This is a genomic window from Neoaquamicrobium sediminum, from assembly GCF_040970315.1.
Lineage (GTDB): Bacteria > Pseudomonadota > Alphaproteobacteria > Rhizobiales > Rhizobiaceae > Aerobium > Aerobium sediminum.
In genome coordinates this window covers 368,180-391,215 of sequence record NZ_JAZHFV010000001.1, presented here as the reverse complement: position 1 = coordinate 391,215, position 23,036 = coordinate 368,180, and the positions used below count along the sequence as shown (strand labels likewise).

Genomic DNA, 23,036 nt, shown 5'->3' with positions numbered 1-23,036 from the left:
CGACACCGGATCAGGCGAACTCAATTCGGCGTCCATATGTCTTGATAGCCTTGTTTTCCGGGAAACCCGACGGATCGTTTAAGGTCATGCAGCAAGCCCTGTCTTCAACATACCACTCTTTTCGATGCGCAAAGACTCCGCAACGATGGAGCCCGACAGCCCCAGGACGAAGTTCCCGCGACCTTCGGTTTTCCGCGCGCGGCGCAGCTGGTCTGCACTTGCGGACATGTTGCATGAAATACCCCTCGGCGAACGCAAAAACGCCGGAAGCCCAACAAGGTTCCGCCAGAAGCCAATTTTTGTGACAACGCTACGCCACCGCTGCAGGTGTTCTCCCGCGCCATGGCCCGCGGCGGGCTCCACGGACTGGATCGCGGGAGTATTAAGGGCCGGCCACGCTCACCCGTTCGCTGCCAGCACCTCGATCGCCTTGTGGTCGGGCGAGACGCCATCGACGATGAAGATGTGGCCTTCGGCATTGTCGCTGCGAAGGGCCTTGATCGCGGCATAGGCATCGCTGTGATACCAGTCGCGCGCGTGCTGGTAGTCGGGAAACTCGAGGATGATGGCATTGCCTTCCGGCAGGCTGCCCTCGAAGTGTTCTATCTGGCCGCCATGGGCGATGAAGCGGCCGCCGAAAGGCGCGAGCGTCGCATCGATGCGTTCCAGATATTCGACGATGCCGGGGCCGAGATTGACGTTCCAGAGATATCCGATTCCGTAGGCTGCCATGGTCTGCTCCCGTTGCGGTTTGAGTTGCGATTGCAGGTGCATCATGCCTTTGGTTGCGCGATCCGGCGATTACGCCTCACGTAATGATTCTTATTTTCCCGGAGAGAAGCGAAATGCGCGTTTCGGGGTTTCGATGAACTTGGGTGTTTACACCCGGACATGCTTCGCAGACTGTGCAACCGTCGCCAGCAAGCGGAGGAAAAGCCTGAATGAAACTCGACGAGCTCGTCGCGATCGACATCCATACCCATGCGGAAGAGCCTTGCTGCGGACCGCGCGATGACGGCTACGACGAGTTCCAGGCCGGCATGGCGAACTATTTCAGGAACCCCGCCGGCGCCAAAGGCATGCTGCCCTCAGTGCAGGAAACGGCGGCCTATTACCGCGAGCGCAAGATCGGCTGCGTGATCTTTCCAGTCGATGCAGAGCGGGAGACGGGTTTCCGGCGCTACAACAACGAAGAAGTGGCGCAGATCGCCGCCGAAAATAGCGACATCATGATCCCATTCGCCTCCATCGATCCGGCCAAGGGCAGAGCAGGCGCCCGCGAGGCACGGCGACTGGTGCGCGAATTCGGCGTTCGCGGCTTCAAGTTTCACCCCACCATGCAGGGCTTCTATCCAAACGACCGCTCGGCCTATGTGCTGTATGAAGCGATTGCCGAAGAGGGCGCCATCACGCTATTCCACACCGGCCAGACCGGCGTCGGTGCCGGGATGCGGGGCGGCATGGGCATGCGGCTCAAATATTCCAATCCGCTCCATCTCGACGACGTTGCGGTGGATTTTCCGGACATGCCGATCATCCTCGCGCACCCGTCCTTCCCGTGGCAGGAAGAAGCGCTCTCCGTCGCGACCCACAAGCCCAACGTCTATATCGACATGTCGGGCTGGTCTCCGAAGTATTTCCCACCGATACTCGTGCGCTATGCCAACACGATGCTGAAGCACAAGATGCTGTTCGGCTCAGACTGGCCTGCAATCACGCCGGATCGCTGGCTTGCCGATTTCGAGAACATCGAGATCAAGGACGAGGTGCGGCCGTTGATCCTCAAGGACAACGCGGCGAAGCTGCTGAATCTCCGCTGAATATAGGTCAGTCCAGCGCCGCCGCCTGACTTAATATTACTGGCTGTCGCCATTGTTGTACCGGCAGAGTGTTGCCGGCCTCTCGATTGCCCGATTCCGTTCCTAGTGCCGCTTTCGATATCAACGGAACCGGACCTTTCAGATGAACAGAACCAGCCTGCGGATCGCGGCAGCAAGCCTTTCCGCCGCGACACTCCTTGCGTTCTCCGCCACCACGGCTTCCGCCCAATGCGGCAGCGCTTCATGGTATGCGCTAACCTCGAAGACCGCCTCGGGCGAGCGCATGAACCCGGCCGCGCTGACGGCGGCGCATCGCAGCCTGCCGTTCGGCTCGAAGATGAAAGTCGTCAACCAGCGCAACGGCAAGTCGGTTGTGGTGCGGATCAACGACCGCGGGCCGTTCATCAAGGGGCGCGTGATCGACCTGTCCAAGGCGGCTGCGCTTGAACTCGGGTTTATCCGGGCGGGTCACACCAAGATCTGTATGGAAAAGCTGGGCTGAACTTCCGGGCCGGCGGTTAGCCGCGCCGGCGGTCTCGCACCATGCCGCGATACGCTTCTCTAAGATACGCCATCGTCGCCTCGGCGTCGCTCGGCTTGCCGAACAGGTAGCCCTGTCCTCCCGCGCAGCCGAATTCGACAAGACGGTCGGCCTGGGCTTCCTCTTCGATCCCTTCGGCCACCACATTCATGCCAAGCCCCTCGCACATGGCGAGAATGGCGCGAATGATGTGCTCGGACGGCTTGTCCTCCAGGATCGACGAAACGAAGCTGCGATCGATCTTCAGCTTGTCGAAATGGAACTCGCGCAAACGGCCAAGCGACGACTGGCCGGTGCCGAAATCGTCGAGCGACACGCGGATGCCAACCGCCCGCAGATCGTTGACGATCTTCTCCGCCGATGCGGGATCGGTCATCAGGCCGGTCTCGGTGATCTCGATCTCGAGACGGCGCGGGTCGAAACCAGTACGCGCCAGGATTGCCAGAACCTGCTGCGCGGTGTTCTGGTCGACAAGCTGGGAAGGCGACAGGTTGAACGACAGGAAAAGTTCGTCCGGCCAGTTGCGCGCGGTTTCCGTCGCCTTGCGCAGCAAAAGCTGCGAGAGGGCACCGATGATCCCGCGTTCCTCGGCGATGGGGATGAAGACGTTTGGCGGGATTACACCGAGGTCCCGATCCGTCCAGCGCGCCAGCGCCTCGAAACCGATCACGTGCCCGGTCTTCAGTTCAACGATCGGCTGGAAATGCGGCTCGACCTCCTCGGCCGCCACCGCGCGGCGAAGAGCCTGCTCGATATGCGTCACCCGTCGTGCGGCCTCCTCCATCTCGCGCGTGTAGACCATCACCTTGCCACGGCCGGATCGCTTGGCATGGTAGAGTGCCGTTTCGGCCTTGGAGATGAGTGTCTCTGTGTTCTCCTCGCCGGAGTAGAACAGCGAGCAGCCTGCTGATGCCGAGAGGCGCGCCGTCCGGTCGCCGACATCGTAAGGCGCGGACAGAATCTCGATCAGCATCAGCGCGCGTTCCTGGGCGGCCTCTTCGCTGAACACCAAGGGGTACAGGAAGGCGAACTCGTCCGCACCGACACGGGCGACGGTCGAATGCTGGTCCATCGACGCCTTCAGCCGCATCGCGACCTGCTGTAGGATGTTATCTCCGGCCCTGCGGCCGAACAGATCGTTGATCGGCTTGAAACCGTCGAGATCGAGAATGCCGATGGCGAAGGGTGCGGGGTCGTCGGCACGATCAAGGATCAGCCGGTCGATCTTGTCGAAGAAGCGCCTCAGATTTCCAAGGCCTGTAAGCGGATCGGTAAAGGCCAGATCCGCCGATTCGTTCCCCATCTTGCCGCTGCCGAATGGATGCTGCATCGGCGCCCCTTATTCTGTTTTTCTTATTTCCAGGCCTGCGGGAGAGAACCTTGGCAGCAAACCCTTTAGGAAAGGTATCCCGGAGAACAATTTTTTCGCATAGCGGTCAGCGGTGGTCGCGCACCTGCCAGATTTCGATGGGCGCGTCCGCCGTGCCGGCCACCGGCACCAACCATGACGGCGTGTTGCCGGCAAAGAGAGTTGCCAAAAGTCCTTCAGGTGCCCACCGACGCAGGGACGACGTTTCCGGGTTGCCGCGACAGAGCGCGACGTAGGTTACTCCAAGCCGCTGTGCGGTATCGGCGGCTGTGTGCGGATTGCCCATCAGCATGTCCAGCGCGGCCAGATTGCCGGCGTTGTTGCGATGATAGGGACCGTTGAGCACGCGGTGGTCGGTCGCGCCCAGAATCGTCGAGCCCTGGTTAGACACTGCAAGCACCAGCCCAGCCGGCAGGGTGGCCAGGGTCGTGTAATCGGAGAGCGCGTAACAACGTTCAAGTCTGGCTATCTCGTCGCCACCGCCTGCTTCCGGAGCGGGTTTCAATGGCAGTGCGGCGAGTTGCCAGACAATGTTCAGCGAGGCTAGCCAGCTCGCCACCATTGCGAGTTGGGGCAGCGCACCGCCTCTCATCTTAACACCGCGGCGCAATCCGCCAACCCAGGCGGCAAGCGGAACAGCGGCAAGCGGCACGGAGAACATCGCGCCGCGCACCTGCCAGAAGCTCACGAGCAGCGCGATGCCAAGAAAAGCCGCCGCAACGATCCACGCACGATCACCGCGCTCGCGAACGACGGCCCAGCCGCAGACACCAAGCGCGATGAGGGGCGTGACATAGAAGCCGGCAAACATTGCCGGATCGGAACGCAGTACTGACACGACGGACTGCGCTTCCGAGACCGCGCTCAACCAATAGCGTTGCAGACGCGGATCGAGATCGGCATAGGGATCGGCAAGACATTGGGGGAAAGCAGCAAGCAACAGCGCCGCCGCCAGCCCGCCCAGCACCATCAGGCCGGCAAGCCGCCGCAGAGGGGAGGCCGCAAGAGCCGGCGTCGCCGCAATCGCGGCAAGGCCTGCCCCGCCCAGCACCGCCAGAGACGCCTGCGGAAACGAAAAGGCGTCACACTCTACCGCGAGCCAGTCGCGCATCGGCACGGTTGCCGCCAGCGCCACCGCCCCCACGATGGCGAAGGCCGCACCGAACCCGCGTGCCACCCGCGCATCACCATCGTTGCCAACCAGAAAACCGATGGCCGCGGTGGCGCAGGCAGCCGCCACATAAGGTGCGGCTTCCATGCCGACCGCAAGCATCAGCGCCGCGCATGCGCCTGCGACCAACCCCGCGTGACGCTGGACACGCGCATTCACCAGACAAAGGAAAGTCGCCAGTGCCAGCACGAGCTGTATGTTGTGATGATCGAGCGCGGCAGGTGGAAAGAGGTCGACGAAATAGAGCGCAAGCCCGCCGATCACGGTCGCGGGCAACACGGCCCATTCGCCGCCAAGGGCACGGGCGGCGCGAACGGTGAGAAAGAGTGCCACGGCAAAGAGAAGCGTCGGCCAGATCACCAGCGCCGCAGGCTCGCCGAACCCCGCGACAAGGAGAGCTATCGGCAGGTCGACCAGCCGCGACCAGTGCATCTCGAAGCCGCCTTCGAGGCCCATCCGGTATTGGGTGAGATCGAACCAGCCCTGGCCGGCGAGCAGGTCGCGGACCTGAACCAGCCGCATGACGCTGTCATTATCGCCCTTGCTGTCGGCGAGGGTGGGAAAGCCGCGCAAGGCATGCATGACGAGCATCAGAGCAGCAGCCCCGACGGCCACCGCTGCATCGACAGCGAAATGTGAGCGCAACCGCGCCCAGGTGGTGGGTGTGGTGACCGTCGCCAAGACGCGCTCCGCCCGTTTTCGTCTGGCGCTAAACCTAGCCTTAACGGCTTCAAGAAATAGTAAAGCCCACTGTCCGACCCCGGAGCGCCGCATGAAGAGCCTGCACCCGGCCGACCCCGCGATTGCGGTGTTGCTGCCTTGCTATAACGAGGAACAGACGATCGGCGCGGTGGTTCGCGGCTTCCGGGAGGCGCTGCCGCAAGCCACCATCTATGTCTACGACAACAACTCGACCGACCTGACCGCGCTCCAGGCGCGCGCCGGCGGCGCGATCGTCATCCGCGAGCCGCGCCAGGGCAAGGGTAATGTGGTGCGGCGCATGTTCGCCGACGTCGAGGCCGACATCTATGTCATGGCCGATGGCGACGGCACATACGACCCGCAGGATGCGCCACAACTCATCAACACTCTGCTGACGGAACGGGTCGACATGGTGGTCGGCACGCGACGCGGCGTGACCGACGATGCCGGCCGCGCCGGACATGCCTTCGGCAACCGCATATTCAATACGCTCTACCAGTTCCTCTTCGGCCGCGATTTCACCGACATCTTCTCCGGCTACCGCGTGTTCTCGCGCCGCTACGTGAAGAGCTTTCCCGCCGTTTCAGGTGGTTTCGAAATCGAGACCGAGATGTCGGTCCATGCGTCCGCGCTGCGCATCCCGGTCTGCGAGATGCCGCTCGACTATGGCCGACGGCCGGAAGGCTCGGAATCGAAGTTGTCGACCTTCCGCGACGGTGCGAAGATCCTCTGGATGTTTGCGATGCTGATGAAGGAGACCCGGCCGGCACGCTTCTTCGGCGCTCTTGCGATCCTGTCGCTCGCAGCAAGCGCCGGCTTCGCCGCCCCCGTGCTCTACGAATATTTCGCCACCGGCTACGTGGCGAAAGTGCCGACCTGGATTCTGTCGATCGGGCTGCTGATGCTGTCGATGATCATGATGGTGGCGGGACTGATCCTCGATTCCGTGGCGCGCGGCCGGGCCGAGCAGAAGCGTATCCATTATCTTAGCCACGCACCCGCGCAGACCATTGCCAAGGCCGCGGGCGAGGCCGAAAAACACCGGTCCATCCGGGCAGCATGAAGCGCATTGCCGCGTTCGTGCTCGCGGGCGGCGCGGGTTTTGCGACCGACGCGGCCGTTCTCTACCTGCTGACCGGACCAGCCGGCGTGAACCCGTTCCTTGCCCGGCTTGTCTCGTTTGCTGCGGCCGTCTGCATGACCTGGGCGATCAACAGGCGCGTGACTTTCGGCCCAAGCGAGAGGTCCCTTGCAAGGGAAGGCGCACGCTACGGCATCGTCGCTGTTGCGGTCGGGCTGTTCAATTATCTCGCCTATGCGGGGCTGCTTCTGGCATTCCCGGATCTGCACCCCGTTGCAGCACTCGCGATCGCATCGCTCGCAGCGATGATCCTGTCGTTCCTCGGCTATTCACGCTTCGTCTTCGGGACGGGCGCGGGATAGACCACCGGCGCACAGCGATTGGCCCCCCGATTGGCAAGTGCCGCGCCAGCCGGTAGAGGTTTGGCCGACACGTGCAACAGGTGGAGCGCCGCATGACCCTCAAAGTCGCCGTCCAGATGGACCATATCTCGACCGTCTCGATCGCCGGCGATACCTCGTTCGCCCTGTCGCTTGAGGCACAAAGGCGAGGCCACACGCTGTATCACTATACGCCCGACCGGCTGTCGATGGTCGGCGGCAAGGTCTTCGCACGGGTCGAAGCGATGGAGGTTCGCGATGTGGCAGGCGATCACTTTACGCTTGGCGAGCAGGTGCGCACCGATCTTTCGGAGATGGACGTGATCCTGCTGCGCCAGGACCCACCCTTCGACATGAACTACATCACCACCACGCACATGCTGGAACGCATTCACCCCAAGACCCTCGTGGTCAACGATCCGGCATGGGTTCGCAACAGCCCCGAGAAAATCTTCGTCACCGAGTTTCCGGACCTGATGCCGGAAACCCTGATCACCAAGGACGCACGCGAGGTCGACGCCTTCCGCAAGGAACATGGTGACATCATCGTCAAGCCGCTCTATGGCAATGGGGGCGCGGGCATCTTCCACCTGCACGAGGCCGACCGCAATCTCGCTTCGCTGCTGGAGATGTTCCAGCAGATGTTCCGCGAGCCCTTCATCGTGCAGCGCTATCTCAAGGACGTGCGCAAGGGCGACAAGCGCATCATCCTGATCGACGGCGAGCCGGTGGGCGCGATCAACCGCGTGCCGGCGGAGCACGATTCGCGCTCCAACATGCATGTCGGCGGCCGCGCGGAACCAACCGAGCTCACCGAACGGGAGCGCGAGATCTGCGCGCGTATCGGACCTTCGCTCCGCGAGCGCGGCTTCATCCTCGTCGGCATCGACGTGATCGGCGACTACATGACCGAAATCAACGTTACATCGCCGACGGGCGTGCGCGAGGTGAAGAAGTTCGGCGGGGCCGACATCGCGGCGCTGTTCTGGGATGCCGTCGAGGCAAAGCGAGCCTGAGTGCGAATTTTTTGGCGGGTGGCTGTCGGACCGCGCGTCCGCTGAACGTCCTGGGGGCATCCAAGAGAGAGGAACCACCCATGACCACCAAGATCGAAGCCACCCCATCCGACGACCGCGAGTTGGTGCTCAGCCGTATTATCGATGCCCCACGCGAAAAGGTCTGGCGCTGCTGGACCGAGAAAGAACTGCTGAAGCAGTGGTTCGTGCCGAAGCCGTGGAGCATTTCGGCAGTCGACGTCGACGTGCGGCCCGGTGGCCGCAGCAACATCACCATGCGCGACCCCGAGGGCAACGAGTATCCGAACCTTGGCGTCTACCTCGAAGTGGTGCCCAACGAGAAGCTGGTCTTTACCGACGCGTTCAACGAAGGCTGGAAGACACCGGAGAAGCCGTTCTTCGTCGGAGTGCTGACCTTCGAAGATGAAGGCGGCAAGACCCGCTATACCGCGCGGGCCCGCCACTGGAACATGGAAGACAAGGAAGCGCACGAGAAGATGGGTTTTCATGAAGGCTGGGGCCAGTGCGCCGACCAGCTCGAGGAACTCGCCAAGACACTCTGAAGTCGTTGCTTACAACAACCCAAAAAGGCCGGCCATCGCGCCGGCCTTTTTCGTTCCAGCGGAACATGCGTTCTTTCTTTGCAACCGGCCGCAACCTGAGCACACGCCCAACGCGATTATGTTCCGGTAATGTTCTTGCCGTTGGGGCAGCTTTATGCTTCACTGGACGCTGGCTGGTTCATTCCGGGACAGGGGATCGTTGCTTGGCTCGAGCCGGCGGCGGGAAAGGCTGGGGCAGCATGGTTTCGCGCGTAACGACAGTCGCATTCGAAGGTATCGAGGCCGTGCCGGTCGACGTCCAGGTGATGGTGGCGCCGGGCAAGGTCGGCATGCAGATCGTCGGGCTCGCCGACAAGGCGGTGACCGAGAGCCGTGAGCGGATACAGGCTGCGCTGCATGCGTCGGGACTGTCGATGCCGGCCAAGAAGGTGACCGTCAACCTTGCGCCGGCCGACCTGCCCAAGGAGGGCAGTCACTACGACCTCCCGATCGCGCTCGGTCTAATGGCCGCGCTGGGTGCGATCCCGCATGATGCGCTCGCAGGTTATGTCGTCGTCGGCGAACTGGCTCTCGATGGCACGACGGCGCCGGTCGCCGGTGCACTTCCGGCGGCCATTGGGGCCAATGCGCTCGGCAAGGGTCTGATCTGCCCGCATGGCGTGGGCTCCGAGGCGGCATGGGCCGGCGCGGATATCGACATTCTCGCGCCGCGCAGCCTGATCGCCATTGCCAACCATTTTCGCGGGACGCAGGTTCTGTCGCGACCCGAGGCCGCCGTTCATGCAACTCCCGGCAACCTGCCGGACCTTGCCGATATCAAGGGCCAGGAAAGTGCCAAGCGGGCACTGGAGATCGCGGCTGCCGGCGGCCACCATCTTTTGTTCTGCGGTCCACCGGGTTCCGGCAAATCGATGCTGGCACAGCGCCTGCCTTCGATCCTGCCGCCGCTGTCGCCGCGCGAACTGCTTGAAGTGTCGATGATCGCCTCGGTGGCAGGCAGCATTGTCGGCGGCAAACTGTCGGACAGACGGCCTTTCCGCGCGCCGCATCACTCGGCAACCATGGCCGCCCTGACGGGCGGCGGCTTCCGCGTCAGGCCCGGCGAGGCCTCGCTCGCACATCACGGCGTGCTGTTCCTCGACGAATTGCCGGAGTTCTCGCCACAGGCGCTCGATTCGCTGCGCCAGCCGCTCGAAAGCGGCGAATGCGTGGTGGCGCGCGCCAACGGTCGGGTTGCTTACCCTGCACGGTTCCAGCTCGTGGCGGCAATGAACCCGTGCCGGTGCGGCATGGCCGGCGAGCCGGGCCATCGCTGTGCACGGGGACCGCGCTGCCAGAGCGACTACCAGGCGCGCATTTCGGGACCAATGCTCGACCGTATCGACCTGCGGGTCGAGGTGCCGGCCGTCACCGCCGCCGATCTGATCCGGCCGGCCCGCGCCGAATCAAGCGCTGCGGTTGCCGAGCGCGTTGCCAGAGCGCGCGCTGTCCAGGCCAACCGCTTCGCGGGCCTCGGTCTGGAAGGAGTCACGGTCAATGCAGCCTGTCCGGCCGCCATGGTCGAAGAAATCGCGGCTCTCGATTCAGGTGGCGCAGCACTGCTCGGCGAGGCCAGCGAGAAACTCGGCCTTTCGGCGCGTGCCTATCACCGGGTGCTCAAGGTCGCACGAACGCTCGCTGACCTCGATGGCAGCGACACGGTCGGCCGCCTTCATCTGGCGGAAGCGATTTCCTATCGCATGGCCGGCGAAAGGATCGCGCAGGCGGCGTGACGGTTACATGGAATCGTCGCAGAGGGGTTGGCCGCACTCTCAGCGGCACGGCTGTGTTCACGCCACTCCCCTCGGCACAAGGAAGAGCTTTACCGGCCGATGCCGGGAGCTCGGCGCCAAATAGCTGCTTAATTCGCAGCGCCTGACAGGCTCGGCGGCCGCTTCATGACCACCACTAAGTGGCGGCAAAGCATCCGAGTTGAGGAAGCGCTACTCGAGTGCGCCCACCAGCATGTTCTGGTCTTCGCGCAGCGTTACCCAGCGGCCTGTATGCGTGCTCGCCTGGCGCTTGAGATAGCGATAGCCCGTCTTCTGCCAGGGGCGCAGTTCGTCGCTCAGATTGTCGAGGATGAAGTCACCACGGTCGGTGCGCAGCGTCAGCACGGCATGGCCCTCGCCATCGAGCTTGCGGACAACGGTGACCAGCAGATTGGAAAGCGGAATGCCCTTGGCGGCAAGCTGCCTGCGCTTTTCCAGCGCGTAGTCCTCGCAATCGCCAACGCCCTGGTCAGGATAGGCCCACACCTCGTCCTTCCCGTAGATGTCGAAGTCGCTCATCGGCTTGACCGCGCGATTCACGTCCAGGTTGACCTGAATGACCACGCGCCTCAGCGCGTCGGTCAGCACGATCGGTCCGCGGTCGCGAAGGCGAGAGGAGCACTCGGACGGATTGGCGCGGCAGAATTCGTAGTGACCGATTGGCTGCGAGGTCAAACCGCCCGTTGCCATTGCGCCGACGCCGGATGCCTCTGACATCGTTCCGGTCGTTGCCGCAAGGAACATCACCGCGGCCGCGAGCGGCCACAGCCGCCACCTCCCAAGTGTGGCATTCATATCGCCCAAGCCCCTATCACCGATTCTTTTGCTTGTTAAAGAAACGTTAAGCGGGGTTTTTCGACCCGTCAATTGACGGGATTGTGAGGATTGGCGGGATGGTTACTGTAGCTGCGACAGTGTGGCGTCTCGCACACAGTGCGAGACGGGCTCAGCTCTTGGAACTGACGAGGCGCGGCTTCGCGGCTGGCTTCGCCTTCGTCTTGCCATGGCTTGCCATGAAATCGACGATGCGCGGAACGATCTCGGCGCGGAAGCGCGAACCGTTGAAAACGCCGTAATGGCCGACCTTCGGCTGCATGTAGTGCGCGCGCATCTCTTCAGGGATGTTGACACACAGATCGTGCGCGGCCTTGGTCTGGCCGACACCGGAAATGTCGTCGTTCTCGCCTTCGACTGTGAACAGCGCCACGTTGCGCACCGCGCTCAGGTCGACAAGTTCGCCGCGATGCTTCATCCGGCCTTTCGGCAAATCGTGCCGCACGAAGACTGTTTCCACAGTCTGGAGATAGAACTCCGCCGTAAGGTCCATGACGGCCAGGTATTCGTCGTAGAAGTCGCGGTGCTTTTCCGCCGAATCGCCGTCGTCCTTCACCAGATGCATGAAGAAGTCCTTGTGGGCGATCAGATGGCGGTCGAGATTCATGCTCATGAAGCCCGAAAGCTGGAGAAAGCCGGGATAGACATCGCGCATGAAGCCGGGATTGGGCCACGGCACCTGCATGATGACATTGTCGCGAAACCACTCGATGCCCTTTTCCTCGGCAAGCAGGTTCACCGCGGTCGGGTTGTGACGCGTGTCGATGGGCCCGCCCATCAGCGTCATGGAGGCCGGCGCGAAGCGATCGCCGCGTCCCTCCATCAGGGCTACGGCTGTCAGCACCGGTACCGATGGCTGGCACACGCCCATTACATGCGTTCCCGCCCCGATATGGTGCAGCATGTCGATGACGTAGTCGACATAGTCGTCGAGGTCGAAACGCCCGTCTGCCAGCGGCACCATGCGGGCGTCCGTCCAGTCGGTGATGTAGACGTCGGCATGCGGCATCATCGCCTCGACCGTACCGCGCAGCAGCGTCGCATAGTGGCCCGACATCGGCGCAACGATCAGCAGCTTGGGATCTGGCCGGCGGCCGGCGGGCAGTTCGCGCTGAAAATGAATGAGGTTACAGAACGGCCGCGACCAGACCACGCGCTCCGTTACCGCCGCCTCGGAGAAATCGACCTTGGTCGTCTCTAGCCCGAAAGCCGGCTTGGCGTAGCGCCGTGTGGTGCGCTCGAACACCTCGGCGGCAGCCGCAGCCGAGCGACCCAGAGGCGTTGCAGAGAGAGGGTTCAGCGGGTTCTGATAGAAAAGCCGCATCGCGTCGGCATAGGCACGAAAGGGCTGCAGTGCAGCATGGTTCAATTCGTAGAGCTGATAGTACATCGGCGCTCCTGACGGCTGCGGCCGGCAGCGGGACACAAGATCGCCGGTCGAAGCAGATGTTATGCGGCAAAAGCTAACAGTCTTTTGCTGCATTGCAATAGAATACAGCCCCGGCGCGTGTTTACGATGCGTCCTTCAATTTCAGCATGGATGCACCATCAGAACGCGCGACGTGGCCGCAATGCCTTCGGGCAACTCCTGATGGAAGACGTCGCGCAACGGCGCCGACGCCTGTTCGAGCGGCAGTTCTACGAACCCCAGCGCGGCATAAAAGGGGGCGTTGAACGGGACGGTCCTGAACGTGGTCAGCGTCACGCCGCGCAGTGCCCGTTCAAGACAGCGTGCGATCACCGCGCGTACCAATGCGGAGCCCAGGCCCCGGCGACCATGATCGGGATCGACCGACAACTCCCGCAAATGCAGGAAATCGCTCCGTGCTCCGGAAACGGCATAGCCGACAGGTCTGCCCTCGCCAGCCACCGCCACCAGCACCTCGTGCCCAGTCGCCATCGCGCGGAAGTCGTCGACGCTGGCAAACGGATTGTCGGCGATCTCGGGATAGCCATGCGCCCGGAAGAGCTGCGCTGCCCGGTTCTCGATTCTCAGCAGCGCTGCATCGTCAGCCGGGCGATGCGCACGGATGCTGTAGCCCGGCGGCGCTTCGAATGCCGCCACGAATGCCTGTTCAGCCGTCATTGCCTTCCACGATAGTGATCTCACCGTCGGCGACGGTGACCCGGATCGCCTTTGCGGCCTGATACTCTGGCGAGTTGTAGCAGTCGAGCGCCGCCTGCATCGACGGGAACTCGATCACCACGTTGCGCGCGCGGCCGGCTCCCTCCATGGCCTGCGAGGCGCCGCCTCGCGCGAGGAAGCGTGCGCCGAAGCGTTCGAATGCCGGTTTGGCAGTCGAGACATAGTCCTTGTAGCGCTCGGGGTCGCGTACATCGACATGGGCAATCCAGTATCCTTTTGGCATTTCATCCTCCCTGGTTTGACTCAGGCTGCCTGCATCTCGGCCAGAATGGCCTGCGCGGCCGCGCGCTTGTCCGGCGCGGCAACGATCGGTCTTGCCACTACGAGGTGGCTTGCGCCGGCGCGCAGCGCGTCCGCCGGCGTCATCACGCGTTTCTGGTCGCCATGGTCGGCACCGGCCGGCCTGATGCCGGGCGTGACCACTGCAAGGTCCGCGCCCACGATCTTGCGCACCGCCGCCGCTTCAGTGGCAGCGCAGACGATGCCGCCCATGCCGGCCGCAAGTACCTGCTCCGCGCGGCGCAGCACAAGCGTGTGCGGATCGTATTCGTAACCCGCCTCCACAAGATCCTGCTCGTCCATCGAGGTCAGCACCGTGACGCCCAGCAGGCACAGATCCGACCCCTTGGCAGCGGCAACCGCCGCGCGCATGGCCTTTGGATAGGCATGCAGCGTGAGCATGGTCACCCCCATGTTGACGACGCTCTCGACGCCCTGGGCCACCGTGTTGTCGATGTCGAGCAGCTTCATGTCGAGGAAGACGCTCTTGCCGTCGGCGACGAGGTCGCGGGCGAGTTCCAGTCCGCCGGCGAAGGCCAGCCGGTACCCGATCTTGTAGAAACTCGCGACGCCGTCGAGGTCCCGAACCGCCTTTTCGGCGTCGGCAACATTCGGCAGGTCCAGCCCCACGATCAGTCGTTCGGTCATGTTGTCAGATACCATCGAAATCCTCCATCGGTGTCCAGTCGCAAAGCAGGCCGCCATCGGCCAGGGTGAATGCAAAGATGTTGCCGCCGCCGGGTGGCTGGTCCCTGTTGCGCGCGATGGCCGCGCCGGTCAGCCGACACTTGAGCAACGTTCCCACGCCGCCATGGCCGACGAGTAGGACCGGTTCCGTGGGCTCGTGGCCTGTCAGCGCGCGTTTCACCGCGCGTTCGATGCGATCGGCTGCGTCGACGGCACGTTCCCAGCCGTTCCAGCTTTTGTCCGGTTCAGCGAAAAACTGATTGGCGGCGGCCTCGAAGGCGAGAGGCTCAAGAAACCCTATCGAAGACCGGTCGTTTTCGCCCATCTGCGGGTCGATCTCGATCGGCACGCGCAGATGGGCGGCGATCATGGCTGCAGCCTCCACCGCCTTGGTTTCGTCGCTCGACAGAATGCGTTTCACCGTTCGCAGCCACGGCCTGTCGAGCACCGCTTCGACACGGGAGCGACCAACGCCTGAAAGTCTCCAGAGAGGAACGGGAATTTTTGAATCTATCTCAACCTGGGGATGGGTGAGATAGTAGCCGATCACCGCGCCACCCTGTCAGAGGCCTGCCAGGCGCGCTCGATCAGTACCTCGCAAACGCGATGCATCGACTTGCGCAGCCGCTCCTCGCGGAATGCGCCATCCTCGTCAAAGGCCTGGTCGGCGTTGGGCACCGAACATTGCGGCGCGATCACGTCCATCTGGATATGCGCCAGAACGGCGCGCAGATGCGCAGCACTGCGAATGCCAGCGAAGTGGCCGTCCGACGACGAGCAGATCGCGACCACCTTGCCCGGTAGCGGGCGCAGCGGCTTTCCGTCGTCGGTCTTGACGCGACTGATCCAGTCGATGGCGTTCTTCAGAAGGGGCGGCATCGAGCCGTTATATTCGGGCGTGGCGATCAGGATGCCGTCATGGGCGGCGAAGAGGCGCGCGAGCCGATAGGCGTTTTCGGGGACGCCTTTTTCCTTCTCGAGGTCCTGATCCATGATCGGCAGGGGATAGTCGGCAAGCGAGATGCGCGTCACTTCCGCGCCCTGCACCGCCAGTTCCTTCTGCGCCACGTCCGCCGTCTTGCCGCTATAGGCTCCGGTGCGGATCGAGCCGGCGAAGACAAGGATTTTTGGCGTCATGTCGGGGGGTGGCCTCCCGTTGGGTCGGCACCGCATAGTCCGATCCGACCTGCTTGTCAAAGGTGGCGGCGTTTTATCGGCCGCGCTTCATCAGGAAGCCTTTGGCCTGCTGTAGAGCCACAGCTGGGTCGGCGGCAGATTCCTTATGATGAAGTCGAAATGCGCCACCGTATAGTTGCCCTTGCCCGGAGGAACAGGCGAGAGCGGACCGTATGTGAGCTGCACGATCGGCCGGCCGGCGGGGATACGATCGAGCAGGCTCTCTACATATGCAATGCGCTGGGCAACGGGGAAGTTGAGCAGCGGCACACCCGAAATGACGGAATCGAATACGGTGTCGCGCTTGTCGCCCAACGTCTTGTCCAGATCGAAGGCGTCACCATGGATGACGTTCACGCCGGGGTAATTCAGGCGCAGATGCTCGACAAAGTCCGGCGAATATTCGATTGACCACAGATTTTCGGGCTTCACGCCAGCTTCGAGAATGGCCTTGGTGATAACGCCCGTGCCGGGCCCCAGCTCAAGCACAGGAAGTCCGGACTCGGGATTTACGACGGTCGCCATCTTCCGAGCCGTGACGCTGCTCGTGGGCACGATGGAACCCACCGCACGAGGCTTGTCGATCCAGCCTTTGAAGAAGCGCAGTTCTTCATCGAAGCGGCGCGCAAGCGACCTGCGAGGGGTTTCTGCCATGCGATGTCGCCTCCCGGGTAGGAAATGTCGCTTACTAAACTAAAGTGGCGTTTTTACGTTGCAAGCGTGCCTGCAAATTTTACCTCGAAATAAAGGCGCGTCAAAACCGCTACGCCTTGTCGCCAAACGATTCGAAGAAGTCCTTCATGCGGGTGAAAAAGCCCGTCGATTGCGGGTTGTTCTCCTGCGAGGAGATCTTTTCGAATTCCTCAAGCAATTCCCTCTGACGTTTCGTCAGGTTCTGCGGCGTCTCGATCGCCACCTGAATGTAGAGATCGCCGATCGTCGGCTGCCGGAGGATTGGCATGCCCTTGCCGCGCAGGCGGAACTGCTTGCCGTTCTGGGTGCCTTCAGGAACCTTCACCCGCGTCTGCGTGCCATCGAGCGTGGCCACCTCGAACGAACCGCCAAGCGCGGCCGTGGTCATGGAGATCGGCGCCTTGCAGAAGAGATCGGCGCCGTCGCGTTGGAAGAATTCGTGCGGCTTCACCGACAGGAATATGTAGAGATCGCCCGATGGACCCCCGCGCAAGCCCGCCTCGCCTTCGCCCGCGAGCCTGATGCGGGTGCCGTCTTCGATGCCTGCTGGAATGTTGACCGAGAGCGAGCGCTCTTCGGTGACGCGGCCCTGGCCCGAACATTTCGGGCACGGGTCCTCAATGGTTTGGCCGCGGCCCTGGCATTGCGGGCATGTGCGCTCGATCGAGAAGAAGCCCTGCGAGGCGCGCACGCGGCCTGAGCCCTGGCACATCGAGCAGGTCACCGGCTGGGTGCCCGGCTTCGCTCCGCTTCCCGTGCACTCGTCGCAGACCACGGAAGCCGGCACGTGGATCTGGGCGGTCTTTCCGTTGAAAGCCTCTTCGAGCGTGATTTCCATGTTGTAGCGCAGGTCGGCGCCACGCTCGCGGCCGCCGGAGGAACGCCGCTGGCGACCCATCATGTCGCCGAAGATGTCTTCGAAGATATCGGCGAAACCACCGGCACCGAAGCCCTGCGCGCCACCCATGCCGCCATTTTCGAAAGCTGCGTGGCCGAAACGGTCATAGGCGGCCCGCTTTTGCGGGTCCTTGAGCGTTTCGTAGGCCTCGTTGATTTCCTTGAACTTCTGCTCACAGGCGGAATCGCCGGGATTGCGGTCGGGATGGAACTGCATGGCGAGCTTGCGGAACGCGCTCTTGAGTTCCTTTTCGTCCGCCCCCTTCTGCACCCCGAGCGTTTCGTAGAAATCAGCCTTCATCGTCTTTCCTGGGCGGTTGGCCGCCTTGGTTCAAGCGTCGGCGCAGGTTCTAGGTCTGCGCCTTCACGCGGCTGGACATCGATTTAATGAGCCTTGGCCGCTTTTGCCATAGTCCGCGCTCTAAGGATCGGCTTTGGCGACTTCGGGAGGGCGGCTCCCGTCCGTCCACGGAAAAACCCGGCGCAAGGCCGGGTTTCCGTCGTTCATCAGGCCGTTCAGGCCGACTTCTTCTTGTCGTCGTCGTCGATTTCCTCGAAATCGGCATCGACGACATCCTCGCCGCTCTTTTCAGCGTCAGCCTTGGCATCCGCCTCGGCGGTTTCCGCCTGGCTGGCCTCGTACATGGCCTGGCCCAGCTTCATCGAGGCTTCAGCAAGCGCGTTCGACTTCGCCTTGATATCCTCGGCGTCGTCGCCCTCGATCGCGGTCTTCAACTCGGCCACGGCATCCTCGATCGCCTTGCGGTCGTCCTCGGATACTTTATCGCCATAGTCCTTCAGCGACTTCTCGGCCGAATGGACGAGCGCTTCCGCCTGGTTGCGAGCCTCGACCGCCTCGCGGCGCTTCTTGTCGGCGTCGGCATTGGCTTCGGCGTCCTTGACCATCTTCTCGATGTCGGCGTCGGACAGACCACCGGAGGCCTGGATGCGGATCTGATGCTCCTTGCCGGTACCCTTATCCTTGGCCGAAACGTTGACGATGCCGTTGGCGTCGATGTCGAACGTGACCTCGATCTGAGGCACGCCGCGCGGTGCGGGCGGGATACCGACCAGATCGAACTGGCCGAGCATCTTGTTGTCCGCCGCCATCTCGCGCTCGCCCTGGAAGACCCGGATCGTCACAGCCGACTGGCTGTCCTCGGCGGTCGAGAAGACCTGGCTCTTCTTGGTCGGGATCGTGGTGTTGCGCTCGATCAGGCGGGTGAACACGCCGCCCAGCGTCTCGATGCCCAGCGACAGCGGGGTCACGTCGAGCAGCAGCACGTCCTTGACGTCGCCTTGGAGCACGCCGGCCTGGATGGCCGCGCCCATGGCGACAACCTCATCGGGGTTCACGCCCTTGTGCGGCTCCTTGCCGAAGAACTGCTTCACGACCTCGTGGACCTTGGGCATGCGGGTCATGCCGCCGACCAGGACCACCTCGTCGATCTCGCCGGCATTGAGGCCGGCATCCTTCAGCGCCGCCTTGCAGGGGCCGATCGTACGCTGCACCAGATCGTCAACCAGCGATTCGAACTTGGCGCGGGTCAGCTTCATCGTCAGGTGCTTCGGGCCGGTCTGGTCGGCCGTGATGAAGGGCAGGTTGATCTCGGTCTGCGAAGAGGACGACAGCTCGATCTTGGCCTTTTCGGCGGCCTCCTTGAGGCGCTGAAGAGCCAGCTTGTCGTTCTTCAGGTCGATGCCCTGTTCCTTCTTGAACTCGTCGGCCAGATATTCGACCAGACGCATGTCGAAGTCCTCACCACCGAGGAAGGTGTCGCCATTAGTCGACTTCACCTCGAACACGCCGTCGCCGATCTCCAGAACCGAGATGTCGAAGGTGCCGCCGCCAAGGTCATAGACGGCGATGGTCTTGCCGTCCTTTTTGTCGAGACCGTAGGCGAGTGCGGCCGCGGTCGGCTCGTTGATGATGCGCAGGACCTCAAGGCCGGCGATCTTGCCGGCGTCCTTGGTGGCCTGGCGCTGGGCGTCGTTGAAATAGGCGGGAACGGTGATGACCGCCTTCTCGACCTTTTCGCCGAGATAGGCTTCCGCCGTTTCCTTCATCTTCTGCAGGATCATCGCCGAAATCTGGCTCGGCGACTGCTTCTTGCCGCCGGCGTCGACCCATGCGTCGCCATTGTCGCCCTTGACGATCTTGTAGGGGACGAGCTTCTTGTCCTTCTCGGTGACCGGATCGTCATAACGACGGCCGATCAGCCGCTTGATCGCGAAAAGCGTATTTTCAGGATTGGTCACCGCCTGGCGCTTGGCAGGCTGGCCGACAAGGCGTTCGCCGTCGTCCGAAAAAGCAACCATGGAGGGCGTGGTGCGCGCGCCTTCGGCGTTTTCGATCACCTTGGCGTCCTTGCCGTCCATCACGGCGACGCAGGAATTTGTCGTCCCGAGGTCGATACCGATAACTTTGGCCATGTTCATTCTCTCCGTCTAGCAGGTCGTCCTGGACCCTATGAGGCGTTCCGGGGGACGGCCCCTTACACTCTGGATTTTCGCGGAACCGCCATGTTCGACGTCCCCGCGACGTTGCGGCGTATATAAGAAGCACCGATTTGACACGCAAGTCGCTGTGACAGGCGATTTCGCCGGAAAGGGCGTTGCACAACCTCTTTTGGATACAACTCAACACTCCCTTAATACCGTGAGCCCCTTAATACCCTGAGCCCATGATGGGTTGGTCGGGGGAAACCATGGGCGACGATCTACAAACTGCTGCGCAGGCGGGAATCCGCCTTTCCGAGCTCGTCGGCGCGCTCAGCTATGCGCTCGACATCAGCGAGGGCCATCCGACGGGCCACTGCGTCAGAGCCTGCTGGCTGGGTTTTCACGCGGGCAGGGAGCTTGGTCTTTCCGAACCGGAGCTTTCGGATCTCTATTACACGATCCTGCTCAAGGATGTCGGCTGCAGCAGCAATGCCGCGCGGATATGCCAGCTCTACCTGGCCGACGATATCGCGCTGAAGCAGGATTTCCATCTGGTCAAGGACAGCATGCCCCACATTCTGGGCTTCGTGCTGTCACGCACCGGCATGAAAGCCAAGCTGGCGGAGCGCTTCCGCGCCCTTCTCAACATAGCGATGCACGGCGGGACCATCGTCAACGAGCTGTTCCAGACACGCTGCCAGACGGGCGCCGAGATCGTGCGGCAGATGCGCTTTCCCGAAGCGGTTGCGCGCGGCGTGCACGAGCTGGACGAGCACTGGAACGGCACGGGCAATCCCATGGGGCTCGAAGCCGAAGCCATTTCCATACATGCGCGCATCGCGCTCGCCGCGCAGATCGCCGATGTTTTCCATGCGAGCGCCGGGAGCGAGCGGGCCATTGCCGAGCTGCGGGCGCGATCGGGGACGTGGTTTGACCCGAGGGTGGTAGAGGCGTTCGAGCGTGCGGCGCAGATGCCCCATTTCTGGACCATGCTCGATTCGCCGGAACTTCAACTCGCGGTGGCGGATCTGATAGAAGGCGACGTGCAGCAGCCGGTCGACGATGATTATCTCGACGACATCGCAGCCGCCTTCGCGAAGGTGATCGACGCAAAGTTTCCCTTCACCAGTGGCCACAGCGAGCGCGTCGCGCTTTTCACGGACATGATCGCTGAGGAGCTCGGATACTCCGACGACAGAAGGCGCCGTCTGAAACGGGCGGCGCTGCTGCACGACATCGGCAAGCTCGGCGTTTCCAACCAGATACTGGACAAGGCCGGCAAGCTGGACGAGGCGGAATGGGCCTCCGTCAGAAACCATCCCGTTCTGGGGGAAAAGATTCTCCGGCGGATCCGCATCTTCAGTGAACTGTCCCGGATCGCAGGCGCACATCACGAGCGCCTTGACGGCAAGGGCTATCCGCGCGGACTGCATGCCGACGCGATCGACACGGACACCCGCATCGTCACGACCGCAGACATCTTCGATGCATTGACCGCCGAGCGGCCCTACCGGGCGGCGCTGCCCGTCTCGGAAGCCTTCGCAATCATGGAGCGCGACGTTGGCACCGCTGTCGATCCCGGCTGCCTCGCTGCCCTGCGCCGCGCCATGACGACTGTGGAGGCGGCTGCGGCCTGACGCTTCGGTAACAGGCCCGCGGGCATGTCGCTGAGCAGACCAGTGCGGAATCTCCGCAGACCAAAAACCGCCCCCTATTTTGGCCCGCCCCGTCTGTAAACGTGGTGTGCCCATGCTTGCGCGGCTGGCTGCAAACTGCCATCAACACCTCCCAATCTGAAAGGACCCGGTAGCAGGATGGCGGACAGCGGGCGCTTTTTCATCGTGGTCGGTGGCCTGGCCGGCGCGGCCGGTGTCGCCCTTTCGGCAGTCGCGGCCCATGCCGGCGGCGGCAATGTCGGCACCGCCGCCTCGTTCCTGCTTGCCCATGCGCCCGCCTTGCTGGCGATCGGCCTGATCGGCGGCAACCGCTTGCTGAAAGGTGGCGGGGCTATCCTGCTCCTCGGGTTGCTGCTCTTCTGCGGTGATCTTCTCGCGCGTCACTACGCCGGGTCGAGGCTGTTCCCGATGGCCGCGCCCGCCGGGGGTACGCTGCTGATCGCCGGCTGGCTTGGCGTCGCTGCCTCGGCGCTCGCTGGCAGCTCCAGACGTTAGACCGGCTCCCAGCCGTCCTTTTCACCCGCGCGATAGATCGCGTCGATCAGCTTCTGGTTCTTCACCGAATCCTCGAGCGTGAAGACCGGCGCGTCCTCGCCACGGGCGGCGCGGGCGAAATTCTGCGCCTGCAACCGGTATTGCTGTGTTCCGGGGAAACGGAACACCTGCGCTTGCGCGTGGTCGCGGTCGTGCAGGGTGACACGGTGGTGGTCGTAGCCGCCGGCATTGAACGGGGCTGCAACTTCGATGAACCCCGCATCGCCGTGGAACACCATCGACTGCCGCGCCGCAAGCTGGGTGGCGACGTAAAAGGACAATTCGAAAGTGCCGAAATCGGCGCGCATGCTGGCGTAGATGTCGGTGCCGAAGGTGGGGTCGCGCTCGACGCTTGCCTGGACGCGTATCGGCTCCGCGCCGGTGACGAAACGGGTAGTGACGGTCGGGTAGACACCTATGTCGGGCAATGCGCCGCCGCCAAGCTCGGGCTGGTTGCGCATGTTGTGCGGATCGACATTGTGATAGGCGAACGCCCCCTGCACGTGGCGCAGCCGGCCGATGGCCCCGCCGCGAACCAGCTCGCGCACCTTCAGCCACTGCGGATGGTGCGTGACCATGAAGGCTTCCGAGATCAACACGCCGTTGCGGTCGCGCGCTTCTATCACCGCTTGGATGTCGCCCGCCTTCAGCGCCAGCGGCTTCTCGACCAGCACATGCTTGCCGGCATCGGCCGCCCTTATTGCCCATTCAACATGCTGCGAGGTCGGCAGCGGGATGTAGACGCCATCGATTGTGTCGGAGGCGAGCATCGCTTCGTAGGAGCCGAAGGCATGCGGGGCACCGAAGCGCAGCGCGGCGGCGCGTGCGCGCTCGGCATCGCGGCTGGCAATCGCCGAAAGCACGCCGTTGTCGGCTTCGACGATAGCAGGAATCACCTGCTCGCGGGCGATCTTTGCGGTGGAGAGAACCCCCCAGCGGAACATGACCTCTACTCCTTAAATATGCCCTAGCTCAAACGCTCGGTTTCCGACCAATAGAACGGTTCTTCCGCGTCAGGCCACCTCTCGCCATACACAAAGCCTTCAACGGCATCGAGTTTGCCTGACTCTTTATCGAAGAAAAGAAGCATCCCGCATTCGATTCTTTCGGGACCTACGATCGCAATGCGCTGGCTCTCGAAAACACGTTTATTCCATCTCAAAGCATCTGCGACTGACCCAGACTCGAACTCAGTCATGAAGCCAGTTAGAGCCTGCC

The 23,036-nt window shown here is 62.9% G+C and carries 24 protein-coding genes; 9 read left to right on the top strand and 15 right to left on the bottom strand.

Translation table 11 applies throughout. From position 1 onward, the window contains the following. Positions 1-399 precede the first annotated feature (399 nt). A complete protein-coding gene (locus V1479_RS01920) occupies positions 400-732 on the bottom strand; it encodes a DUF1330 domain-containing protein (RefSeq protein ID WP_368801418.1) in 333 nt (110 codons plus the stop codon). Between the two features lie 209 nt (positions 733-941). On the opposite strand from V1479_RS01920, the gene V1479_RS01915 reads away from it, so the two are divergent. Then, a complete protein-coding gene (locus tag V1479_RS01915) occupies positions 942-1,820 on the top strand; it encodes an amidohydrolase family protein (RefSeq protein ID WP_368801417.1) in 879 nt (292 codons plus the stop codon). A 142-nt stretch (positions 1,821-1,962) separates the two neighbouring features. Then, on the top strand, positions 1,963-2,322 hold the full coding sequence (locus tag V1479_RS01910; protein ID WP_173188553.1) for a septal ring lytic transglycosylase RlpA family protein: 360 nt from the start codon (positions 1,963-1,965) through the stop codon (positions 2,320-2,322). A 16-nt stretch (positions 2,323-2,338) separates the two neighbouring features. Here V1479_RS01910 and V1479_RS01905 read toward each other — a convergent pair whose 3' ends face one another. Together V1479_RS01905 and V1479_RS01900 are read right to left on the bottom strand one after the other, a co-directional pair. Further along, the gene (locus V1479_RS01905; RefSeq protein ID WP_368801416.1) at positions 2,339-3,691 is read right to left on the bottom strand and encodes a putative bifunctional diguanylate cyclase/phosphodiesterase; all 1,353 of its coding nucleotides are present in this window, start codon (positions 3,689-3,691) and stop codon (positions 2,339-2,341) included. 106 nt (positions 3,692-3,797) lie between these two features. Then, complete coding sequence (locus V1479_RS01900; protein ID WP_368801415.1) at positions 3,798-5,582, bottom strand: GtrA family protein; 1,785 nt, start codon at positions 5,580-5,582, stop codon at positions 3,798-3,800. 91 nt (positions 5,583-5,673) lie between these two features. On the opposite strand from V1479_RS01900, the gene V1479_RS01895 reads away from it, so the two are divergent. The 5 genes from V1479_RS01895 to V1479_RS01875 all read left to right on the top strand — a co-directional run bounded on the left by V1479_RS01895 (position 5,674) and on the right by V1479_RS01875 (position 10,415). After that, positions 5,674-6,666 carry a glycosyltransferase gene (locus V1479_RS01895; protein WP_368801414.1) on the top strand — a complete coding sequence of 331 codons (993 nt, stop codon included), beginning with the start codon at positions 5,674-5,676 and terminating at the stop codon, positions 6,664-6,666. Next, entirely contained in the window at positions 6,663-7,046 is a 384-nt protein-coding gene (locus V1479_RS01890) for a GtrA family protein (RefSeq protein ID WP_368801413.1), read from the top strand. Before V1479_RS01895 ends, V1479_RS01890 begins: the two co-directional genes overlap by 4 nt. A gap of 92 nt (positions 7,047-7,138) precedes the next feature. Next, a complete protein-coding gene (gene gshB, locus V1479_RS01885; protein ID WP_368801412.1) occupies positions 7,139-8,080 on the top strand; it encodes a glutathione synthase in 942 nt (313 codons plus the stop codon). A gap of 80 nt (positions 8,081-8,160) precedes the next feature. Continuing rightward, positions 8,161-8,643, top strand: a complete 483-nt coding sequence (locus V1479_RS01880; RefSeq protein WP_368801411.1) for an SRPBCC family protein — start codon at positions 8,161-8,163, stop codon at positions 8,641-8,643. Between the two features lie 239 nt (positions 8,644-8,882). Then, the gene (locus V1479_RS01875) at positions 8,883-10,415 is read left to right on the top strand and encodes a YifB family Mg chelatase-like AAA ATPase (protein ID WP_368801410.1); all 1,533 of its coding nucleotides are present in this window, start codon (positions 8,883-8,885) and stop codon (positions 10,413-10,415) included. A 210-nt stretch (positions 10,416-10,625) separates the two neighbouring features. Here V1479_RS01875 and V1479_RS01870 read toward each other — a convergent pair whose 3' ends face one another. The 10 genes from V1479_RS01870 to dnaK form a co-directional block, all read right to left on the bottom strand. Continuing rightward, positions 10,626-11,249, bottom strand: coding sequence for a transglutaminase-like cysteine peptidase (locus V1479_RS01870; RefSeq protein ID WP_368801409.1), 624 nt, complete (start codon positions 11,247-11,249; stop codon positions 10,626-10,628). A gap of 151 nt (positions 11,250-11,400) precedes the next feature. Beyond that, complete coding sequence (locus V1479_RS01865; RefSeq protein WP_368801408.1) at positions 11,401-12,678, bottom strand: polyhydroxyalkanoate depolymerase; 1,278 nt, start codon at positions 12,676-12,678, stop codon at positions 11,401-11,403. Positions 12,679-12,819: 141 nt separating this feature from the next. Continuing rightward, the gene (locus tag V1479_RS01860) at positions 12,820-13,374 is read right to left on the bottom strand and encodes a GNAT family N-acetyltransferase (RefSeq protein WP_368801407.1); all 555 of its coding nucleotides are present in this window, start codon (positions 13,372-13,374) and stop codon (positions 12,820-12,822) included. After that, positions 13,364-13,657, bottom strand: coding sequence for a DUF1330 domain-containing protein (locus V1479_RS01855; protein ID WP_173188577.1), 294 nt, complete (start codon positions 13,655-13,657; stop codon positions 13,364-13,366). Before V1479_RS01855 ends, V1479_RS01860 begins: the two co-directional genes overlap by 11 nt. A 20-nt stretch (positions 13,658-13,677) precedes the next feature. Beyond that, positions 13,678-14,376 carry an orotidine-5'-phosphate decarboxylase gene (gene pyrF, locus V1479_RS01850; RefSeq protein WP_173188579.1) on the bottom strand — a complete coding sequence of 233 codons (699 nt, stop codon included), beginning with the start codon at positions 14,374-14,376 and terminating at the stop codon, positions 13,678-13,680. Continuing rightward, positions 14,366-14,950 (bottom strand): histidine phosphatase family protein, encoded by a 585-nt coding sequence (locus tag V1479_RS01845; RefSeq protein WP_368801406.1) that lies wholly within the window; start codon positions 14,948-14,950, stop codon positions 14,366-14,368. The genes pyrF and V1479_RS01845 overlap by 11 nt, the downstream gene beginning before the upstream one ends. After that, positions 14,947-15,537 (bottom strand): NADPH-dependent FMN reductase, encoded by a 591-nt coding sequence (locus V1479_RS01840; protein ID WP_368801405.1) that lies wholly within the window; start codon positions 15,535-15,537, stop codon positions 14,947-14,949. The genes V1479_RS01845 and V1479_RS01840 overlap by 4 nt, the downstream gene beginning before the upstream one ends. A 90-nt stretch (positions 15,538-15,627) precedes the next feature. Next, a complete protein-coding gene (gene pmtA / locus V1479_RS01835) occupies positions 15,628-16,230 on the bottom strand; it encodes a phospholipid N-methyltransferase PmtA (RefSeq protein ID WP_368801404.1) in 603 nt (200 codons plus the stop codon). Positions 16,231-16,339: 109 nt separating this feature from the next. Beyond that, positions 16,340-17,467 carry a molecular chaperone DnaJ gene (gene dnaJ / locus V1479_RS01830; RefSeq protein WP_368801403.1) on the bottom strand — a complete coding sequence of 376 codons (1,128 nt, stop codon included), beginning with the start codon at positions 17,465-17,467 and terminating at the stop codon, positions 16,340-16,342. 215 nt (positions 17,468-17,682) lie between these two features. Then, positions 17,683-19,599, bottom strand: a complete 1,917-nt coding sequence (gene dnaK / locus V1479_RS01825; RefSeq protein WP_368801402.1) for a molecular chaperone DnaK — start codon at positions 19,597-19,599, stop codon at positions 17,683-17,685. A gap of 275 nt (positions 19,600-19,874) precedes the next feature. On the opposite strand from dnaK, the gene V1479_RS01820 reads away from it, so the two are divergent. Next, positions 19,875-21,245 carry an HD-GYP domain-containing protein gene (locus tag V1479_RS01820; protein WP_368801401.1) on the top strand — a complete coding sequence of 457 codons (1,371 nt, stop codon included), beginning with the start codon at positions 19,875-19,877 and terminating at the stop codon, positions 21,243-21,245. Between the two features lie 177 nt (positions 21,246-21,422). Next, positions 21,423-21,779, top strand: a complete 357-nt coding sequence (locus V1479_RS01815; RefSeq protein ID WP_368801400.1) for a DUF423 domain-containing protein — start codon at positions 21,423-21,425, stop codon at positions 21,777-21,779. Here the strand turns inward: V1479_RS01815 and V1479_RS01810 are convergent. Both V1479_RS01810 and V1479_RS01805 read right to left on the bottom strand, forming a co-directional pair. Further along, positions 21,776-22,762 (bottom strand): Gfo/Idh/MocA family protein, encoded by a 987-nt coding sequence (locus V1479_RS01810; RefSeq protein ID WP_368801399.1) that lies wholly within the window; start codon positions 22,760-22,762, stop codon positions 21,776-21,778. The two genes, V1479_RS01815 and V1479_RS01810, sit on opposite strands and share 4 nt — an antisense overlap. Positions 22,763-22,785: 23 nt before the next feature. After that, on the bottom strand, positions 22,786-23,016 hold the full coding sequence (locus V1479_RS01805; RefSeq protein ID WP_368801398.1) for a hypothetical protein: 231 nt from the start codon (positions 23,014-23,016) through the stop codon (positions 22,786-22,788). Positions 23,017-23,036: the final 20 nt, after the last annotated feature.